The sequence below is a fragment of the Dyella sp. 2HG41-7 genome, assembly GCF_021390675.1.
Classification (GTDB): domain Bacteria; phylum Pseudomonadota; class Gammaproteobacteria; order Xanthomonadales; family Rhodanobacteraceae; genus Dyella_B.
In genome coordinates this window covers 321009-335687 of record NZ_JAJEJV010000003.1, presented here as the reverse complement: position 1 = coordinate 335687, position 14679 = coordinate 321009, and the positions used below count along the sequence as shown (strand labels likewise).

The window sequence follows — 14679 nt, the reverse complement described above, 5'->3', positions numbered from 1 at the left end:
GGACTTCCATGCAAGAGTAGGTCACCGCCAGGGGCTTTATCCTAAAAACGCCTTCCCAATCGGGAAGGCGTTTTGCTTTGCGCGGCCTACGAAATAGCGTCGTTGCGCACCGCCAACGCGGTCAACCTATCCAAACTTGCTTATCGCCTATCATGGGGCGTCAAGGCAGTTCGACTCATGCGCTCGTCGAGGAGAACGCAGTGTTTGTAAATGTAGAAACCCGACGACAACCGCGCCTGCACTGGGCCGCGATGTTGTTGGTTTTCGTCTGTGTAATCATGTTCATGTTGTTGGCGTTGATGCCGCAGCCGCGCCGGGTCACCTTTCTGCTGGAATGGGGCACGATTCCGGCCAACATCTTCGATGCGCATCAACCGATATGGCAGCAGCTGCGCGATCCGGCGCTACTGCGTCTGGTCACCGCACTGTTTATTCATGTCGCGTGGCTGCATCTGCTCAGCAATCTGCTGTTCCTTATGATTTTCGGCGTTCCAGCGGAACGGACGTTAGGTTCGGTTCGTTTCCTCGTGCTGTTTTTATTGGGCGGCGTGGTTGCGAATTTGGCCGGAGCGATCTCACTGGCCGGCGTGATCAGACCCATCATCGGTTGCAGCGGCGCCGTGTCGGCGATACTTGGCGCGTACGTATCCCTCTTTCCGCGAGCACGTTTGGGCCTGGTTTTGCCGTTGGGGTTTTATCTGGAATTCGTTCGCGTGCCGGCGTTTTTGCTGATCGGTCTCTGGGCGTTATTGCAGTTGCTCTTCAGCTACGTCGGGCCAAGTTACGGCGGCTATGCATGGTGGACCCATGTCGCGGGGTTTCTATTCGGCGCGCTCTTCGCATTGATGTCGCGCGACGCGATCATGCGTCGCATGCGCCGGTAAAATGCCGTCATGCGGAACAAGAAACTCTACAAAGTCACCTTTTTGCATCTGGGCAAATGCTACGAGCTGTATGCCCATCACGTCGCGTCGAGCGGTCTCTGGGGATTCACTGAAGTGGGCGATCTTGTGTTCGAGCCTGCTGGCGAGGGCATTGTGGTCGATCCCACCGAAGAGCGCCTGCGCGAAGAGTTCAAAGATACGCGCGTGCTGCACTTGCCTATGCAAGCCGTCGTGCGTATCGAAGAAGTGGAGCGCAAAGGCGCGTTGGCGATCCGCGACGCGGCTGACGGCCAGAAGGTCACGCCATTTCCGATGCCGCCGCGTAATCGCTGACGTTATCCGTGGCTAAGTCCGTGATGTCTTGAAAACATCTTCAGCAGGCGTCGCGCAATGGGTGTGGCGGCCACTTGCCGATACGTGTGATGCGGGTCGAATCCTTCGCGACGCATGTCGTGATGCTTGCGCTGAATGTAGGCGCGCATGACATCAGCGTTGAACTCCGGATGGAATTGCACGCTGATGGCATTCTTGCCGTAACGAATCAGATGATTCGGATCGCGTGCTGAACGAGCAAGCACTTTGGCGCCGTTGGGCACATCCATCACGCTTTGCTCGTGCGTAGTGTGTGCGCGAAATTGCGTGGGTAGGAGTGCCGCTAACGAATCGTGTTCCGCTTCAGGCAGCAGATCGATCGGCAGCGTGCCGATCTCGCGCCCTCCGGACAAGTAATCGACGCGTCCGCCCAAGGCGTGCGCCATCAGCTGATGGCCATAGCAAACGCCAAGCAATGGAAGATCGACATCCATGGCGTTGCGAATCCAGCCCGCGGTCTCTTCGCTCCACGGCGCACGATCGGTCACCATCGCGGCAGACCCGGTGATCAACGCCCCGGACACTCCTTCCGGCGAAGGCAATTTCTCTCCCGCAGCTACGTGAACGACATGAATCCACTGCGGCGCGAGTTGTGCGCCGAGTCGAAACCAATGTGGAAAATCGCCATGACGCGCTCGAATATTATCGGGGGCTTGGCCGGTGCGAATAATAAGAACAGGTTTCATGCAAAGCGTTAACGTCGGTCAAAAAGAGATCAAAGTGGCGAATCTTCCACATGCTCCACGGGCGGCAGCACGGTAAGAACTTCTTGCACGGTAGTTAGACCACGCGCGACCTGATCCGACGCTGAAATACGCAGAGGACGCATGCCTTCGGTCAATGCGAACTGACTAAACCGAATGAGGTCCAGTTGCGCGCTGATCATGCCGCGAAGGCGCGGGCTCAGCGGCATCATTTCATACACGCCGGTACGCCCGATAAATCCGGTGTGGCGACATTCCAGGCAACCCAAGGGCTTGAATACGCGCTCTGGAACCGGAATCGACCAGCCGTGCGTCAGCGCTGTCCACTCATGCGGATCTTGTTGGGTTTCGATCTTGCAGTGCGGGCATAACGTGCGCACCAAGCGTTGCGCCACGACGCCGGTCAGCGTCGATTGAATGAGGTAATGCGGCACGCCCAGATCGAGCAAGCGCGTTACCGCACTCGGCGCGTCATTGGTGTGCAGCGTCGAAAGCACCAGATGTCCGGTCAGCGACGCTTGCACGGCCATTTGCGCCGTTTCCAGGTCGCGAATTTCGCCGACCATGATGATGTCCGGATCTTGGCGCAGCAGTGTGCGTACGCCCGCAGCGAAATCCAGGTCGATCGACGACTGCACTTGCATCTGATTGAATTCGGGCGAGACCATTTCGATCGGGTCTTCGACCGTGCACACGTTGATATCGGGCGTGGCCAAATGCTTCAGCGTCGAATACAGCGTGGTGGTTTTGCCCGATCCCGTTGGCCCCGTCACCAGTACGATGCCGTGCGGACGCTCCACCATGCTGCGCCACAAGGTGTCTTCGCCTGGGGAAAAACCGAGCTGCGAGAAATCCTTCGCGACGATATCCGGATCGAAAATACGCATCACCAGTTTTTCGCCGAACGCGGTCGGCATGCTGGAAATACGCAATTCCACTTCGCGCCCGGACGATGCGCGCGTCTTGATGCGACCATCCTGGGGACGGCGTTTTTCCGCCACATCCATGCGCGACAGAATCTTGATACGCGACGTGACCGCCGTCATGACCGGCGGCGGCAACTCAAACACTTTGTGCATGATGCCGTCGATGCGAAAGCGCATCAAACCCGCTTCACGGCGCGGCTCCAAATGGATGTCCGACGCGCGCTGCTCGAAGGCGTATTGCAACAACCAGTCCACGATGTGCACGACATGGCGGTCGTCCGCGCCGACTTCGCCGGCTTTGCCCAACTCCAGCAATTGCTCGAAGTTCAGCAGCGCCGACGAATCGTAACCGGTCTGATTCTTCGCATCTTTGGCGAGCTGAATCGAGCGCTGCACGCCATAGAATTCTTGCAAGTAACGATTGATATCGATCGGGCTGGCGACCACGCGATGCACATCGCGGCGAATCATCTGGGCGAGGTCTTTCGCCCAGGAATTGTCGAACGGCTCCGCCGTGGCGAACGTCACCTCGCCAGGCGTCGCGGCGACCGGAAGAATGCGATGGCGTTGCGCGTACGCATGGCTCACGACCTGCGTGACCGCCGCGACGTTGATCTTCATCGGATCGATCTTCAGATACGACAGACCCGCTTGCCCCGCCAGCCATTCGGTCAGACCTTCCAGGCTGAGCGGTCGCCCCGGTTCGCGCTGATTGATCAGTTTCGCGTTGGCGATGATCACCAGCGGATTCAGTTCCACCGTGCTGCGTCCGGCGTGCTGGCCAACGCGAAGCTGTTTGGCGTCGTCGGCGAGTACGTAGCCGTCGACCACCAACGCCGCCAGGACGTCGTCGAGGGCCAACCGGCCGCGGCGGCCGAGCATGGAGGCGATTTGTTGTGTTGCAGGCATTGGCGCAATCCCCCAAAACGAGCGCCGATTGCCTGGAAAAAACGGCGGAAAGAGGCGCTGCAGCTATACTAACCCGCTTTACACTCAGGTTAGGAAAGAGATGTCCGCGCCTACCTTCCAGGATGTGATCCAGACCCTCAACCGCTATTGGGCGAAGCAGGGTTGCGTGCTGCTGCAGCCCCTCGACACCGAGGTCGGCGCCGGTACGTTTCACCCTGCCACGTTCCTGCGTGCGCTGGGTCCAGAGCCGTGGGCTGCAGCCTACGTCCAGCCTTCGCGGCGCCCCACGGACGGCCGCTACGGACAAAATCCCAATCGCCTGCAGCATTACTACCAGTACCAGGTGGTGATGAAGCCCAATCCGGAAAACATCCTCGAGCTCTACATCGGCTCGCTGAAGGAACTTGGTCTGGACCCGCAAGTGCACGACCTGCGCTTTGTGGAAGACAACTGGGAATCGCCCACGCTCGGCGCCTGGGGCTTGGGCTGGGAAGTTTGGCTTAACGGTATGGAAGTCACGCAGTTCACCTACTTCCAGCAGGCGGGCGGTCTGGAGTGCAGGCCGGTCACGGGCGAGATCACCTACGGCTTGGAACGTCTCACGATGTACCTGCAAAACGTGGACAACGTCTACGACCTGATCTGGACCGAAAGCCCGCACGGCAAAGTGACGTACGGCGATGTGTTCCATCAGAACGAAGTGGAACAGAGCACCTACAACTTCGAGCACGCCAATGTCGCGGAATTGCTGCGTTGGTTCGATGTGTGCGAAGGCGAAGCCAACAAGCTGATCGCGGCAGGCCTGCCGTTGCCCGCGTACGAACAGGTGATGAAGGCAAGCCATACCTTCAACCTGCTTGATGCGCGCCGCGCGATCAGCGTGACGGAACGCCAACGTTACATTTTGCGCGTGCGCACCCTTTCGCGCAGCGTCGCCGAAGCGTACGTCGCACAACGCGAAAAGCTCGGTTTTCCAGGTTTGAAGCATCAGAAGAAGGAACAGGCCGCATGAGCGCCGCCAAGTCATTGCTGATCGAGCTGGGTACGGAAGAGCTGCCGCCGAAAGCGCTCGACGAGCTTGGTGCGGCGTTCCTGCGCGGCATTTGCGAAGGGCTTGGCAAGCGCGGCGTCGCTGCCCTGCTCGATCAAGCGGCGTTGTATGTAACGCCGCGTCGTTTGGCCGTCCATATTCCCGGCGTTGCCATGGCGCAGCCCGAGCAAGCCATCGAGCGCCGCGGCCCCGCCGTCAATGCGGCGATGGATGCGGAAGGCAATCCGAGCAAGGCGTTGGTTGGTTTTGCGCAATCCTGCGGCGTCAGTGTTGAGCAATTGGAAAAGCTGGAAACCGACAAAGGCGCGTGGTTCGTCTATCGCACGGTGAAGCCGGGTCAACCGGTGGCGAGTTTGTTGCCGGAGATTGTCGACGAAGCGCTGAAACTACTGCCGATTCCCAAACCCATGCGTTGGGCCGATCACGACTACACCTTCGTGCGCCCGGTTCATTGGCTGGTGATGCTGCACGGTTCCGATATCCTGGACGGTGAAGTTTTGGGCTTGCACAGCGGTCGCAAATCGCGCGGTCATCGCTTCATGCATCCGCAACCTGTGCACGTCGCCGACGCGGACAGCTGGCTGGATGCCATGCGCATGTCCAAAGTGCTGGCCGATCCCATGGAGCGCCGTCAGCGCATTCGCGATGAAGTTGCACGCGTCGCGAAGACAACCGGCGGCACGCCGCGATTGGATGACGCATTGCTCGACGAAATCGCCAATCTCACCGAGTGGCCGGTGGCGATTGCCTGCACGTTTGAGCGCGAGTTCCTCACCGTTCCGCCGGAAGCCTTGGTCACCACGATGGAGGCCAATCAGAAATTCGTACCGGTGTTCGACGCGCAAGGCAAGCTGACCGAACATTTCATCGGCATCGCCAACGTCGACAGCAAACATCCCGATGAAATTCGCAAAGGCTACGAGCGCGTTATTCGTCCGCGTTTCGCCGACGCGAAATTCTTCTGGGACGAAGATTTGAAAACGCCGCTTGCGAGTTATCAGGAAGCGCTTAAGAACGTCACTTATCAGCAAGCGCTCGGCAGCCTGTGGGACAAGAGCGTACGCGTGGCCGAGCTCGCGCGCGTCATCGCCAATCGCGTCGGCGTGGATGCCGGCCAGGCGACGCGCGCGGCGAGTCTGGCCAAATGCGATTTGCTGACGCGCATGGTCGGCGAATTCCCGGAGCTGCAAGGCGTGATGGGGCGCTACTACGCACGGCACGATCATGAATCGGCCGACGTTGCCGAGGCGCTCGATAGCGTTTATCAGCCGCGTTTCGCCGGCGATACGATTGCCGCCGGAAAGGTCGGACAAGTGCTTGCGGTTGCCGAGCGCGTCGATACGCTCGCCGGTATCTTTGCTGTGGGGTTGAAACCGACGGGCAATAAAGATCCGTTTGCGTTGCGTCGCGCTGCGTTGGGATTGGCGCGTACGTTAATCGAAGGCGGGTTGGAGCTCGATCACAAAGCTTTGTTTGTCGAAGCCTTGGAGTTGCTGCCGGACGGCGCGCTTGCAGCCGGACTCAAGCCGGGCAAAGACGGCAAGACGCCCGCGCTCGATGCGGGTCAACGCCGCGCTGCGCTCGCGTCCGAACTCAACGAATTCATGCTCGATCGCCTGCGCGGTTACTACTCGGAAAAAGGCTTCACCGCCGAGCAATACGAAGCCGTGCTAGCGGTTGTGCCGGTAAGTCTGGTCGATTTCGATCATCGTTTGCGCGCCGTGGTGGAATTCGGACGCCAGCCCGAGGCGGTGAGTCTTGCCGGCGCCAACAAGCGCGTGGCGAATATTCTGCGCAAACAGCAGGAAGAACACGGCGCGCAGAGCATTCGCGAACTCGTCGATCCCACGCATTTCGAGGAAGACGCCGAGCGCGCGCTCGCACAAGCGTTGGATGCTGCACGATCCGACACCGCGGCGGCGTTGCAGCGTCGCGATTACACCGCTGTGCTCGCGCGCTTGGCGCAACTGCAGGCGCCGGTCGACGCGTTTTTCGACAGCGTTCTGGTGAATGCCGAAAACCCTGCCGTGCGCGCCAATCGGCTCGCGTTGCTTGGGCAATTGAAAGCGCAATTTACGGCGATCGCCGATATCGCGCGTCTGTAACAGCAGAAAGCTTGAAAGCAAAAAAGGCAGCCATCGAGCTGCCTTTTTTGTTTTTCCCGAGCGGGAAGATCAGGACGTCAAACGTGCTGTGGGACGACCTTTCAACCGATCGGCAAGACGGTGATTGAATGCGACCATCGCACCCGCATCCACATCGTTGCCGCCGGGACCGAGGATGTCGTAAAGCTCGGCGAGCATGTCGGAGTTCTCGGCCACGGTCAGACGGCTATCGGCTAAATCCAGTTCCGATTGCAGAATGCGCAGCGCGGTGTTCAAGCGCTGCACGTCCATGCCGTTGGCTTCCAAGTCGTCCGTGGTCGCGCGCAGTTTGGAGCGGTGTCGTTGTGGTGCGGCGGTTTCGGAGCTGCGGCTGACGTTGAAGTCGTCGGGAATCACCGCGCTGGTGTCGAGCATCGAGCCTTCGCCTGCAACCAGCCATACGAGAGAAATGCCCATCGTGCGAGCGAGGGTGACGCAGCGTGCGCGCGATGGATCGGTATTTCCGTCCCGCCAACTGCGGACCACGCCTTCCGAAAAGCCGCACATGCGTGCGATTTCCGTCACGCTGCCGACGCGCTGGATCAGCACTTTTATGCGATCTGCAAAAGTGGTCGTGGGAATGTCGGGAGTCGTATAAGTTTGCAGATTCATCGCAAAATTCCGCAGTTTTCAGGCGTCCGCCGGTAAGTTTCTACCGGACCGTTTGTTCTTATGGTTAGCGTGCGTCCCGGCACCACTAACATTCGCAATTTTCTAATGTATCGATGTGATTTTTGCTTAAGAAATAGGACAGCTTTCATGTAGTCCTTGCGAGAGAAAACGCGTGAGTTTGTTCGTGGTTGACACGCGAGTTGGCAAGAAACTGCGATGCAATTGTAGGGCTCATGGCCGTTTGTCGAGCGACAGCTACGCGTCAGCTTTCGATGTGGCTGAAGTGGTTCAACCGCATGATCGGCAACTACATAAATGGTCGCGAAGCACCTTGGTGGCGTCCGTTGACGGGCAGCGTTTTCGAGCGTTCGTCGGCCCTGTGGCGCGACTTGGGCGTTGCCACTTTTTTACGTATACCTCGGCATTACTTACGAACGTTTATGTAGTCCTTCCGGCGAAGCGCAAGGACCGATTGCTTAGGAAAGAGCCTGAAAATGGCTGCAAAGCCTGCCTGGAAAGACTTAGACCCGAACAGGTGAACCCGACATCGTAAATCAAAACATACGGTAGCGAATGGATTTCACGCCCCGTTGACTTTTCCATGTAGGAAGTTTGGGCTATTCTCTGGAACTCCCCCACGCGGGTGTTTGCGACGCGTAGCGTTTCGCCGACATCACGTCCGATTTAGATTCAATCCGAGGTTTCAATTCCATGCGCAGCGTTGTTTGGTCGCTGATGACAGTGGCAGCGGTTGCATTAGCCGGCTGCAATAATTCTTCGAATCCGTCGTCGTCGACCGGCGCGGACGGTTCGCAACCTGCTGCTGCGCCGGCGGGCCCCGCGAACAGCATTACGGGCACCGTCACGCTCCGCGGCGGCATCACGCCGTCGGCGCAGGACAAGCTCGATATCAGCGTCATCGACGTGACCGCGCAGGGCTCCGCTCCGCTCGCCACCAAGACGGTCGCTCCGGCCACCACGTTCCCGATGACGTTCGAGCTGGACTTCAACCCGGCCAACGTTGCGAGCAACGACCTCTATATCGTCCAGGCGACCTTGGTCGACGGCGATCGCCACTACAACATGCCGCTGCAGGCGCCGGTGCTCACCAAGGGCAACCCGACCACGAACGTGGCGGTCGAGTTGGCTCCCGAGCAGACCCCTGGCGAAAAGATGCTGAACGCCTTCCAGGGCGTGCAGAAGCAGATCGGCGGCATGAAGCGCACGGCCGGCACCAAGTTGGAGCCGAACGCTTCGCGCGCCTGGCAGGTGTTCCGTGACGGCGGCCAAGTGAAGTTCATTCGTGAACTGGTCGACTACGGCGACAAGGGCTTCACCAGCACCGACTACGCCTACCAGGACGGCAAGCCGTGGGTCGTACAGCAGCAGAAGAAATCCAGCCAGGGCGCCAAGCCCTCCTCGGTGGATACCGCCGGTTGGGGCGACGACGGTTCGCTGGTGCTCAAGACGCATGAAGCCGGTGGCAACAGCTCGCCGCTCGACGACAACGATGCGTCGAACTTGCAGCAGCAGGCCAAGGACATTCTCAATATGGCCACGGGCGGCAAAGGCAAATAAGCCTTACCGTCACCTAGCGTGAGCGCATAAAAAAAGCCGTCCCACTGGGACGGCTTTTTTGTTGCCGGCGAAAGTTCGGCTTAGAAGCCGAACTTCACGCCCAAGTTGACGCCGTTGATGCGCTGACTGCTGTCGGCAAAATGGCCGTTATACGCAATCCAGCCGGTGAGGTTCGGCGTGATCTGCGCCGTCACGCCGACATTGGCCGTGCCCCAATTCTTGTCCGGCGTGAAACCGGCCATCTCGAAGCTGCCGTTCATGCTGTTCAAACCCGCGGTAACCATGTCAGTGTTTGCGCGGCTGTCGTGGTTCCAGCCGAGTTCGACATAGGGTGCGAGATCCATCGAGTCGTATTGCCAGTGACCCTGCAGTCGCCAGCCCAGCGTGCTGATGACCGCATCGCGCTGCTGACGACCGAACCACATCGCGGTAGCGTCGTCGCCGCTTTCGTTGTAGCCATTGACCTTGATGTTCTGGTATTCGAAGTTGGCGAACGGTCCGGTCTTCAGGCTGCCCAGGTCGAACCAGTAGCCGCCGTGCAGGCCCATGCCAAGATACGAGCCATCCGTCTTGCCGCTCTCGTGCGTGCGGTTGTCGCCAACCATAAAGACACGATTGACGTCGGTGAAGCTGGCCTGGCCGAAGTCGCCGTATGCGCCGACATACGCGCCACCCGAATGCCAGGTGAGATAACCCAGGCCGGTCAGCGCCTGAAGATCGTAGCCGCCACCGCCGCTGACGTCGGCATAGTGCTCGCCGACGCCCAACGACGCGCCCATCGAAATGCTGTCGCTTGCGCGAATGTCGGCGCCGACCGTCAGGTCGACATTGTTGCTGGTGGTTTTCGGTGCGCCGGCCTTCTGATCGAATTGCTGGTTCGCATAGCTGACGCTCGCGAATGCGCGCGTGCCGCTGCCGAAGTTATCCAGCATCATCTGATCGCGCGCGACGGAGGTTTGGGTAGTGACAGCAGCGAGCGGCGCTTCCTGCAGCAACGAAATCTGCTGAGGCGCAGCGAGTTCGGACAGCACCACTTGAGACAACATCACGTCGGCTGCAGTCGTCGGATGCACGCCGTCCGCAAACAGATAACTTTGGTTAGTGCCCGGCGCGTAGGTGTAGGGCAGGCCCGAGCCTTGCGGACCGCACGCCACGGAACTGGAGCCAACGCCACACGCAGGCGTGGTGACATTTGCGAATCCATAGGCGGCCGGATTGGCGATCACCTGGTTGAGCAGCGCGTACGTGTTGACCGGAATGATGCCCTTGCCGAGCTGTGAAATACCCGAATTGAGCTGACCGTTGTAAATCACGCTAAGCGCGGTCAAGGACGAAGCAGCCGAGGCGCCTTGTTCGAGCGCATCGGGCGTCAAGCCGATATTGGGCAGATTGAACACCAGAATGTTCTTGGCGCCAGCGGCCTGGAGTTGGCCCAACAACTTCACTTCCTGCTGCGCGGCCGCGACGATCGTCGCCTGAGCCTGCGCGGGGCTTTGCAGCGATGTAACGCCTGCTTGCGCTTCCACGCCGGCGGTAACCTGCGCCGTAACCGTGGGCGTGATCTGTGCCTGGAAGGCGGCAATCGCGACCGGGTTGTTCGGAATCACGTTGTTCGCGATGGCGAGCTGCGTTTGCTGTGCGATGGTTTGTGCAATCAGCTGTTGCGCTGCTGCAGCGGCTCCAACGGATGTCGCTGCGTTGAAGATGTCGTTGGCGCCGCCCCACATGGTGTACAGCGCGTGGCTATTGACGCTGCCGCTCGCCAGATAAGCATTCACCTGAGTCGTAATCGTCGGCACCGCCGCAGGTGTACCGGGCGAATTGTTGTTGATGCCTGCGCCACCCCACGCGAAATCGGTACCGCCTGCCAGCGACGCCGAAACCGGATGACCGAGCGCGGCCGCTACGTTCTGCACCACGACCGCACCCGGGTTGGTGGTGAATTCGAGCGGAGGCTGGATGGCGGGATTCGTCGCCAACGAGATATTGCCCGCGTCGCTCAAGCTATCGCCAAAGACGATAACGCTGTTGAACGTCGGATTCGGGTTCCCTGTAGCGTGCGCGGCGCCGACCATGCCGAGGGCCAGCGCCACGGCGCCGGCGATCTTGCGAGGTTGGAACATGTGGGTGCTCCTGCGTTGTTTGTTATAGAGGCGTTACGGTAATGCATGCCATACGGTAGCGCATGCTGCGCCGCCGTATGTGGCGCGCTTAACGTTTTAGGGCTTTCGAAAAAGCGTCCGCAAAGGCGCTGTTGGCCGGAGCGGCGGCCGGCTTCGGCGAGGAGGCGCCTGGGCGTGGGCCTCGATTGTCGCGCGGTCCGCGGTTGTCGCTGGCACCGGCCGGACGGCCGCTGCGAGCTTGTCCGGGCTCATCGTCCAGGCGCATCGACAGACCGATGCGTTGACGCGGTATATCCACCTCCATCACTTTCACCTTCACGATATCGCCCGCCTTCACGGCATCGCGCGGATCTTTGACGAAGGTGTGCGAGAGCGCCGACACGTGCACCAGACCATCCTGATGCACGCCGATATCCACGAACGCGCCGAATGCGGCGACGTTAGTCACGCGGCCTTCGAGAATCATGCCCGGCTTGAGATCTTTCAGATCTTCCACGCCTTCGGCAAAACTCGGCGCCACGAATTCCGGGCGCGGATCGCGGCCGGGTTTTTCCAGTTCCTTGAGAATGTCGCGCACGGTCGGCACACCGAAACGTTCATCGGTGTATTGCTCGGGCTTCAACGCACGTAGAAACGTGATATCGCCGACGACGCTTTTCACTTCGCGTCCGCATTGCGCAATGATGCGTTCCACCACCGGATACGCTTCCGGATGTACGGCGCTCGCATCGAGCGGATTGTCGCCGTGCGGTACGCGCAAAAAGCCCGCGCATTGTTCGAACGCCTTATCGCCCAGTCGCGGCACTTTCAACAGCGCTTTGCGATTGGCGAACGGACCGTTGGCGTCGCGATGCTTCACCACATTCTCGGCGACACTCGGCGTGAGACCCGCGACGCGCGATAGCAGTGCAGCAGAAGCGGTGTTCACATCGACGCCGACGGCATTCACGCAGTCTTCTACTTTCGCATCCAACGCGCGCGCCAACTTCACCTGATTCACATCGTGCTGATATTGGCCGACACCGATGGCTTTGGGTTCGATTTTCACCAACTCCGCGAGCGGATCTTGCAAGCGGCGCGCAATCGAAACCGCGCCGCGCAGGCTCACGTCGAGATCGGGAAATTCCTTTGCCGCGGTTTCCGAGGCCGAATACACCGATGCGCCTGCTTCGCTCACCACGATCTTGGAAAGCTTCAAATCCGCGTGCTTTTTAATCAGTTCACCGGCCAGCTTGTCGGTTTCGCGCGATGCGGTGCCGTTGCCAATGGCGATCAGGTTGACGCCGTGCAATTTGCTCAACACCGCAAGCCGCGCAAGCGACTGATCCCATTGATTGCGCGGTTCGTGCGGATACACCGTATCGGTCGCGAGCACTTTGCCGGTGGCGTCCACGATCGCCACCTTCACGCCCGTGCGAATGCCCGGGTCCAGGCCCATCACCGTTTTCGCGCCCGCGGGCGCGGCAAGCAAAAGATCCTTGAGATTGTCGCCGAACACGCGGATGGCTTCGTCTTCCGCGGTGTCGCGCACGCGGCCGAATAAATCCAGCGTGAGATGCAGATGCAATTTCACGCGCCATGTCATGCGCACGGTTTCGCGCAACCATGCATCCGCCGCACGTCCGCGATCGACGATGCCGGCGTGCACGGCGACACGGCCTTCGCCTTCGATATGTCCTTGCTCGGCTTCAGCGGCGGGCGCCAACTCCAATTCGAGCACGCCTTCATTTCGCGCGCGCATCAATGCAAGCAAGCGATGCGAAGGAATTTTGCCGATGGCTTCCATATGATCGAAATAATCGCGGAACTTCGCGCCTTCGCTCTCTTTGCCTTCGACGACCTTGGCGCGAATCTGGCCCTTATCCCACAGCCAATCGCGCAGTTCGCCCACCAGTTGGGCGTCTTCGGCGATCACTTCCATCAGGATCGCGCGTGCGCCGTCGAGCGCGGCGCGAACATCGGGCACGCCTTTTTCTGCATCGACAAACGAAGCGGCGAAAGTATCCGGCGACTGCGTGGGATCTTCGCGCAAACCTGTCGCCAACGGTTCCAGCCCTGCTTCGCGCGCAATCTGCGCCTTGGTGCGGCGCTTCGGCTTATAGGGCAGGTAAAGATCTTCCAGGCGGGCCTTCGTGTCGGCGTCGAGGATGTCTTGCTTCAGCGCATCGGTCAGCTTGCCTTGTTCATCGATGCTCGACAGGATCGCCGCGCGGCGCTCTTCCAGTTCGCGCAGATAGCGCAGGCGTTCTTCGAGCGTGCGCAATTGCGTGTCATCGAGGCCGCCGGTGACCTCCTTGCGGTAGCGCGCGATAAACGGCACGGTGGCGCCGCCATCCAGCAATTCCACGGCCGCGCGTACCTGTTCGGCTTTGGCGGCGATGTCCTGGGCGATGCGTTGTTCGATGCTGAGCATGGACTGACTAATTCCTCAATATTCCGGCCGCGAAAGGCCGTTGATCTGAATCGAATTGGGAATCATAGCAAGGCCTGCCGCAGCGGGCAGTCTTGTCATGCATGCGCATGCGTGCCAGCGATCGGGCAAAACAAAAAAAGCGCCGGATGACCGGCGCTTTTCTTTAAGCGTTGAAGCTGCCGCGATGATCGCCTGGCGGCTGTCGTTGCGGTGGCTGCTCTTTCGCGGCGCCGTTGATCACAAACGTGCCGGCCCACAGGTCGTGCAAGCCTTGCTTATGTTGCGTCCACGCGATGGCGATGTAGCAGATTACGGGGATCAATCCGAAGATCTGCGCGGTCAATCGCACGACGTTGCGCGCCGCCGAGCGCATCAACGTGATGCGCGCGCCGTGAAGATCGGTGACGCGCAAACGCAGCGCCAGCTTGCCCGGCGTGGCCTGCCACCTGGAGGCTTCAAAAAACGTGTAATAGAGATAGGTGATGACGAGCGACGCGACATTGGGCGCTTCGGTCGCGGTGGCGTAGTCGCGCAGCGCGGCGGTCATATCGGCGCCGCCCTGCACGCGCTCGAGCAAATGCTTGTACGCCTCGAAGCCACCGAATGCGTACATCACGATCATCGAAGGAATCATCAAGATGATCAAATCGATTACCCATGCGCCGAAGCGTTGCCAGAAACCGGCGTAGTCGACATGGGTCACTTGTTCGCGCGGTTGCAGCGGTGGCGGTCCATAGGGGCTGGCTGCCGGCGCCGGTTTGTCTTGGGGAAACAGCACCGACAAGGGCTGCCAGTCCGCCAGGCCGTCGTACCAGCCGAGATCATCGGTGCTCAATTGCCCGCTGCGCAGCCAGTCTTTGATCTGTTGTTCCTGATACGGGCCGTGGCGTTCGCCTTGTCGACCGATCCAGACTTCCATCGCGTGTTCCTCGATAAACATAAGGCGCATGATGCCATGCGCCT

11 protein-coding genes are annotated in these 14679 nt (G+C 59.9%); 5 read left to right on the top strand and 6 right to left on the bottom strand.

The genetic code is table 11. The features are described from left to right. Nucleotides 1-251: 251 nt before the first annotated feature. Nucleotides 252-884, top strand: coding sequence for a rhomboid family intramembrane serine protease (locus L0U79_RS01450; RefSeq protein WP_233840113.1), 633 nt, complete (start codon nt 252-254; stop codon nt 882-884). A gap of 9 nt (nt 885-893) precedes the next feature. Further along, the gene (locus tag L0U79_RS01445) at nt 894-1217 is read left to right on the top strand and encodes a DUF1820 family protein (RefSeq protein ID WP_233840103.1); all 324 of its coding nucleotides are present in this window, start codon (nt 894-896) and stop codon (nt 1215-1217) included. Between the two features lie 2 nt (nt 1218-1219). Here the strand turns inward: L0U79_RS01445 and L0U79_RS01440 are convergent, their stop codons facing one another. Next, nucleotides 1220-1942, bottom strand: coding sequence for a glutamine amidotransferase (locus tag L0U79_RS01440; protein ID WP_233840102.1), 723 nt, complete (start codon nt 1940-1942; stop codon nt 1220-1222). A gap of 29 nt (nt 1943-1971) precedes the next feature. After that, nucleotides 1972-3795 carry a GspE/PulE family protein gene (locus tag L0U79_RS01435; protein WP_233840101.1) on the bottom strand — a complete coding sequence of 608 codons (1824 nt, stop codon included), beginning with the start codon at nt 3793-3795 and terminating at the stop codon, nt 1972-1974. A 100-nt stretch (nt 3796-3895) separates the two neighbouring features. Here L0U79_RS01435 and glyQ point away from each other — a divergent pair, with 100 nt between their 5' ends. Together glyQ and glyS are read left to right on the top strand one after the other, a co-directional pair. Beyond that, nucleotides 3896-4807 (top strand): glycine--tRNA ligase subunit alpha, encoded by a 912-nt coding sequence (gene glyQ / locus L0U79_RS01430; protein WP_233840100.1) that lies wholly within the window; start codon nt 3896-3898, stop codon nt 4805-4807. Then, nucleotides 4804-6951: a glycine--tRNA ligase subunit beta gene (gene glyS, locus L0U79_RS01425; protein WP_233840099.1), complete on the top strand. Its 2148-nt coding sequence runs from the start codon at nt 4804-4806 to the stop codon at nt 6949-6951. The genes glyQ and glyS overlap by 4 nt, the downstream gene beginning before the upstream one ends. Nucleotides 6952-7020: 69 nt before the next feature. Here glyS and L0U79_RS01420 read toward each other — a convergent pair whose 3' ends face one another. Next, nucleotides 7021-7602, bottom strand: coding sequence for a helix-turn-helix transcriptional regulator (locus L0U79_RS01420; RefSeq protein ID WP_233840098.1), 582 nt, complete (start codon nt 7600-7602; stop codon nt 7021-7023). 711 nt (nt 7603-8313) lie between these two features. Between L0U79_RS01420 and L0U79_RS01415 the strand changes: the two genes are divergently transcribed. Next, nucleotides 8314-9180 carry a YbaY family lipoprotein gene (locus L0U79_RS01415; protein ID WP_233840097.1) on the top strand — a complete coding sequence of 289 codons (867 nt, stop codon included), beginning with the start codon at nt 8314-8316 and terminating at the stop codon, nt 9178-9180. 80 nt (nt 9181-9260) lie between these two features. Here L0U79_RS01415 and L0U79_RS01410 read toward each other — a convergent pair whose 3' ends face one another. The 3 genes from L0U79_RS01410 to L0U79_RS01400 all read right to left on the bottom strand — a co-directional run bounded on the left by L0U79_RS01410 (nt 9261) and on the right by L0U79_RS01400 (nt 14665). Continuing rightward, nucleotides 9261-11303, bottom strand: coding sequence for an autotransporter domain-containing protein (locus tag L0U79_RS01410; RefSeq protein ID WP_233840096.1), 2043 nt, complete (start codon nt 11301-11303; stop codon nt 9261-9263). Between the two features lie 88 nt (nt 11304-11391). Next, on the bottom strand, nt 11392-13716 hold the full coding sequence (locus tag L0U79_RS01405; RefSeq protein WP_233840095.1) for a Tex family protein: 2325 nt from the start codon (nt 13714-13716) through the stop codon (nt 11392-11394). A gap of 163 nt (nt 13717-13879) precedes the next feature. Then, nucleotides 13880-14665, bottom strand: a complete 786-nt coding sequence (locus L0U79_RS01400) for an RDD family protein (protein ID WP_233840094.1) — start codon at nt 14663-14665, stop codon at nt 13880-13882. Between the last annotated feature and the right edge of the window lie 14 nt (nt 14666-14679).

What these genes read in the sequence shown, in the direction of transcription:
- L0U79_RS01450 (WP_233840113.1), top strand. Translation starts at nt 252, where the DNA reads ATGTTGTTGGTTTTCGTCTGTGTAATCATGTTCATGTTGTTGGCGTTG.
- L0U79_RS01445 (WP_233840103.1), top strand. Translation starts at nt 894, where the DNA reads ATGCGGAACAAGAAACTCTACAAAGTCACCTTTTTGCATCTGGGCAAA.
- L0U79_RS01440 (WP_233840102.1), bottom strand. Translation starts at nt 1,942, where the DNA reads ATGAAACCTGTTCTTATTATTCGCACCGGCCAAGCCCCCGATAATATT.
- L0U79_RS01435 (WP_233840101.1), bottom strand. Translation starts at nt 3,795, where the DNA reads ATGCCTGCAACACAACAAATCGCCTCCATGCTCGGCCGCCGCGGCCGG.
- glyQ (WP_233840100.1), top strand. Translation starts at nt 3,896, where the DNA reads ATGTCCGCGCCTACCTTCCAGGATGTGATCCAGACCCTCAACCGCTAT.
- glyS (WP_233840099.1), top strand. Translation starts at nt 4,804, where the DNA reads ATGAGCGCCGCCAAGTCATTGCTGATCGAGCTGGGTACGGAAGAGCTG.
- L0U79_RS01420 (WP_233840098.1), bottom strand. Translation starts at nt 7,602, where the DNA reads ATGAATCTGCAAACTTATACGACTCCCGACATTCCCACGACCACTTTT.
- L0U79_RS01415 (WP_233840097.1), top strand. Translation starts at nt 8,314, where the DNA reads ATGCGCAGCGTTGTTTGGTCGCTGATGACAGTGGCAGCGGTTGCATTA.
- L0U79_RS01410 (WP_233840096.1), bottom strand. Translation starts at nt 11,303, where the DNA reads ATGTTCCAACCTCGCAAGATCGCCGGCGCCGTGGCGCTGGCCCTCGGC.
- L0U79_RS01405 (WP_233840095.1), bottom strand. Translation starts at nt 13,716, where the DNA reads ATGCTCAGCATCGAACAACGCATCGCCCAGGACATCGCCGCCAAAGCC.
- L0U79_RS01400 (WP_233840094.1), bottom strand. Translation starts at nt 14,665, where the DNA reads ATGCGCCTTATGTTTATCGAGGAACACGCGATGGAAGTCTGGATCGGT.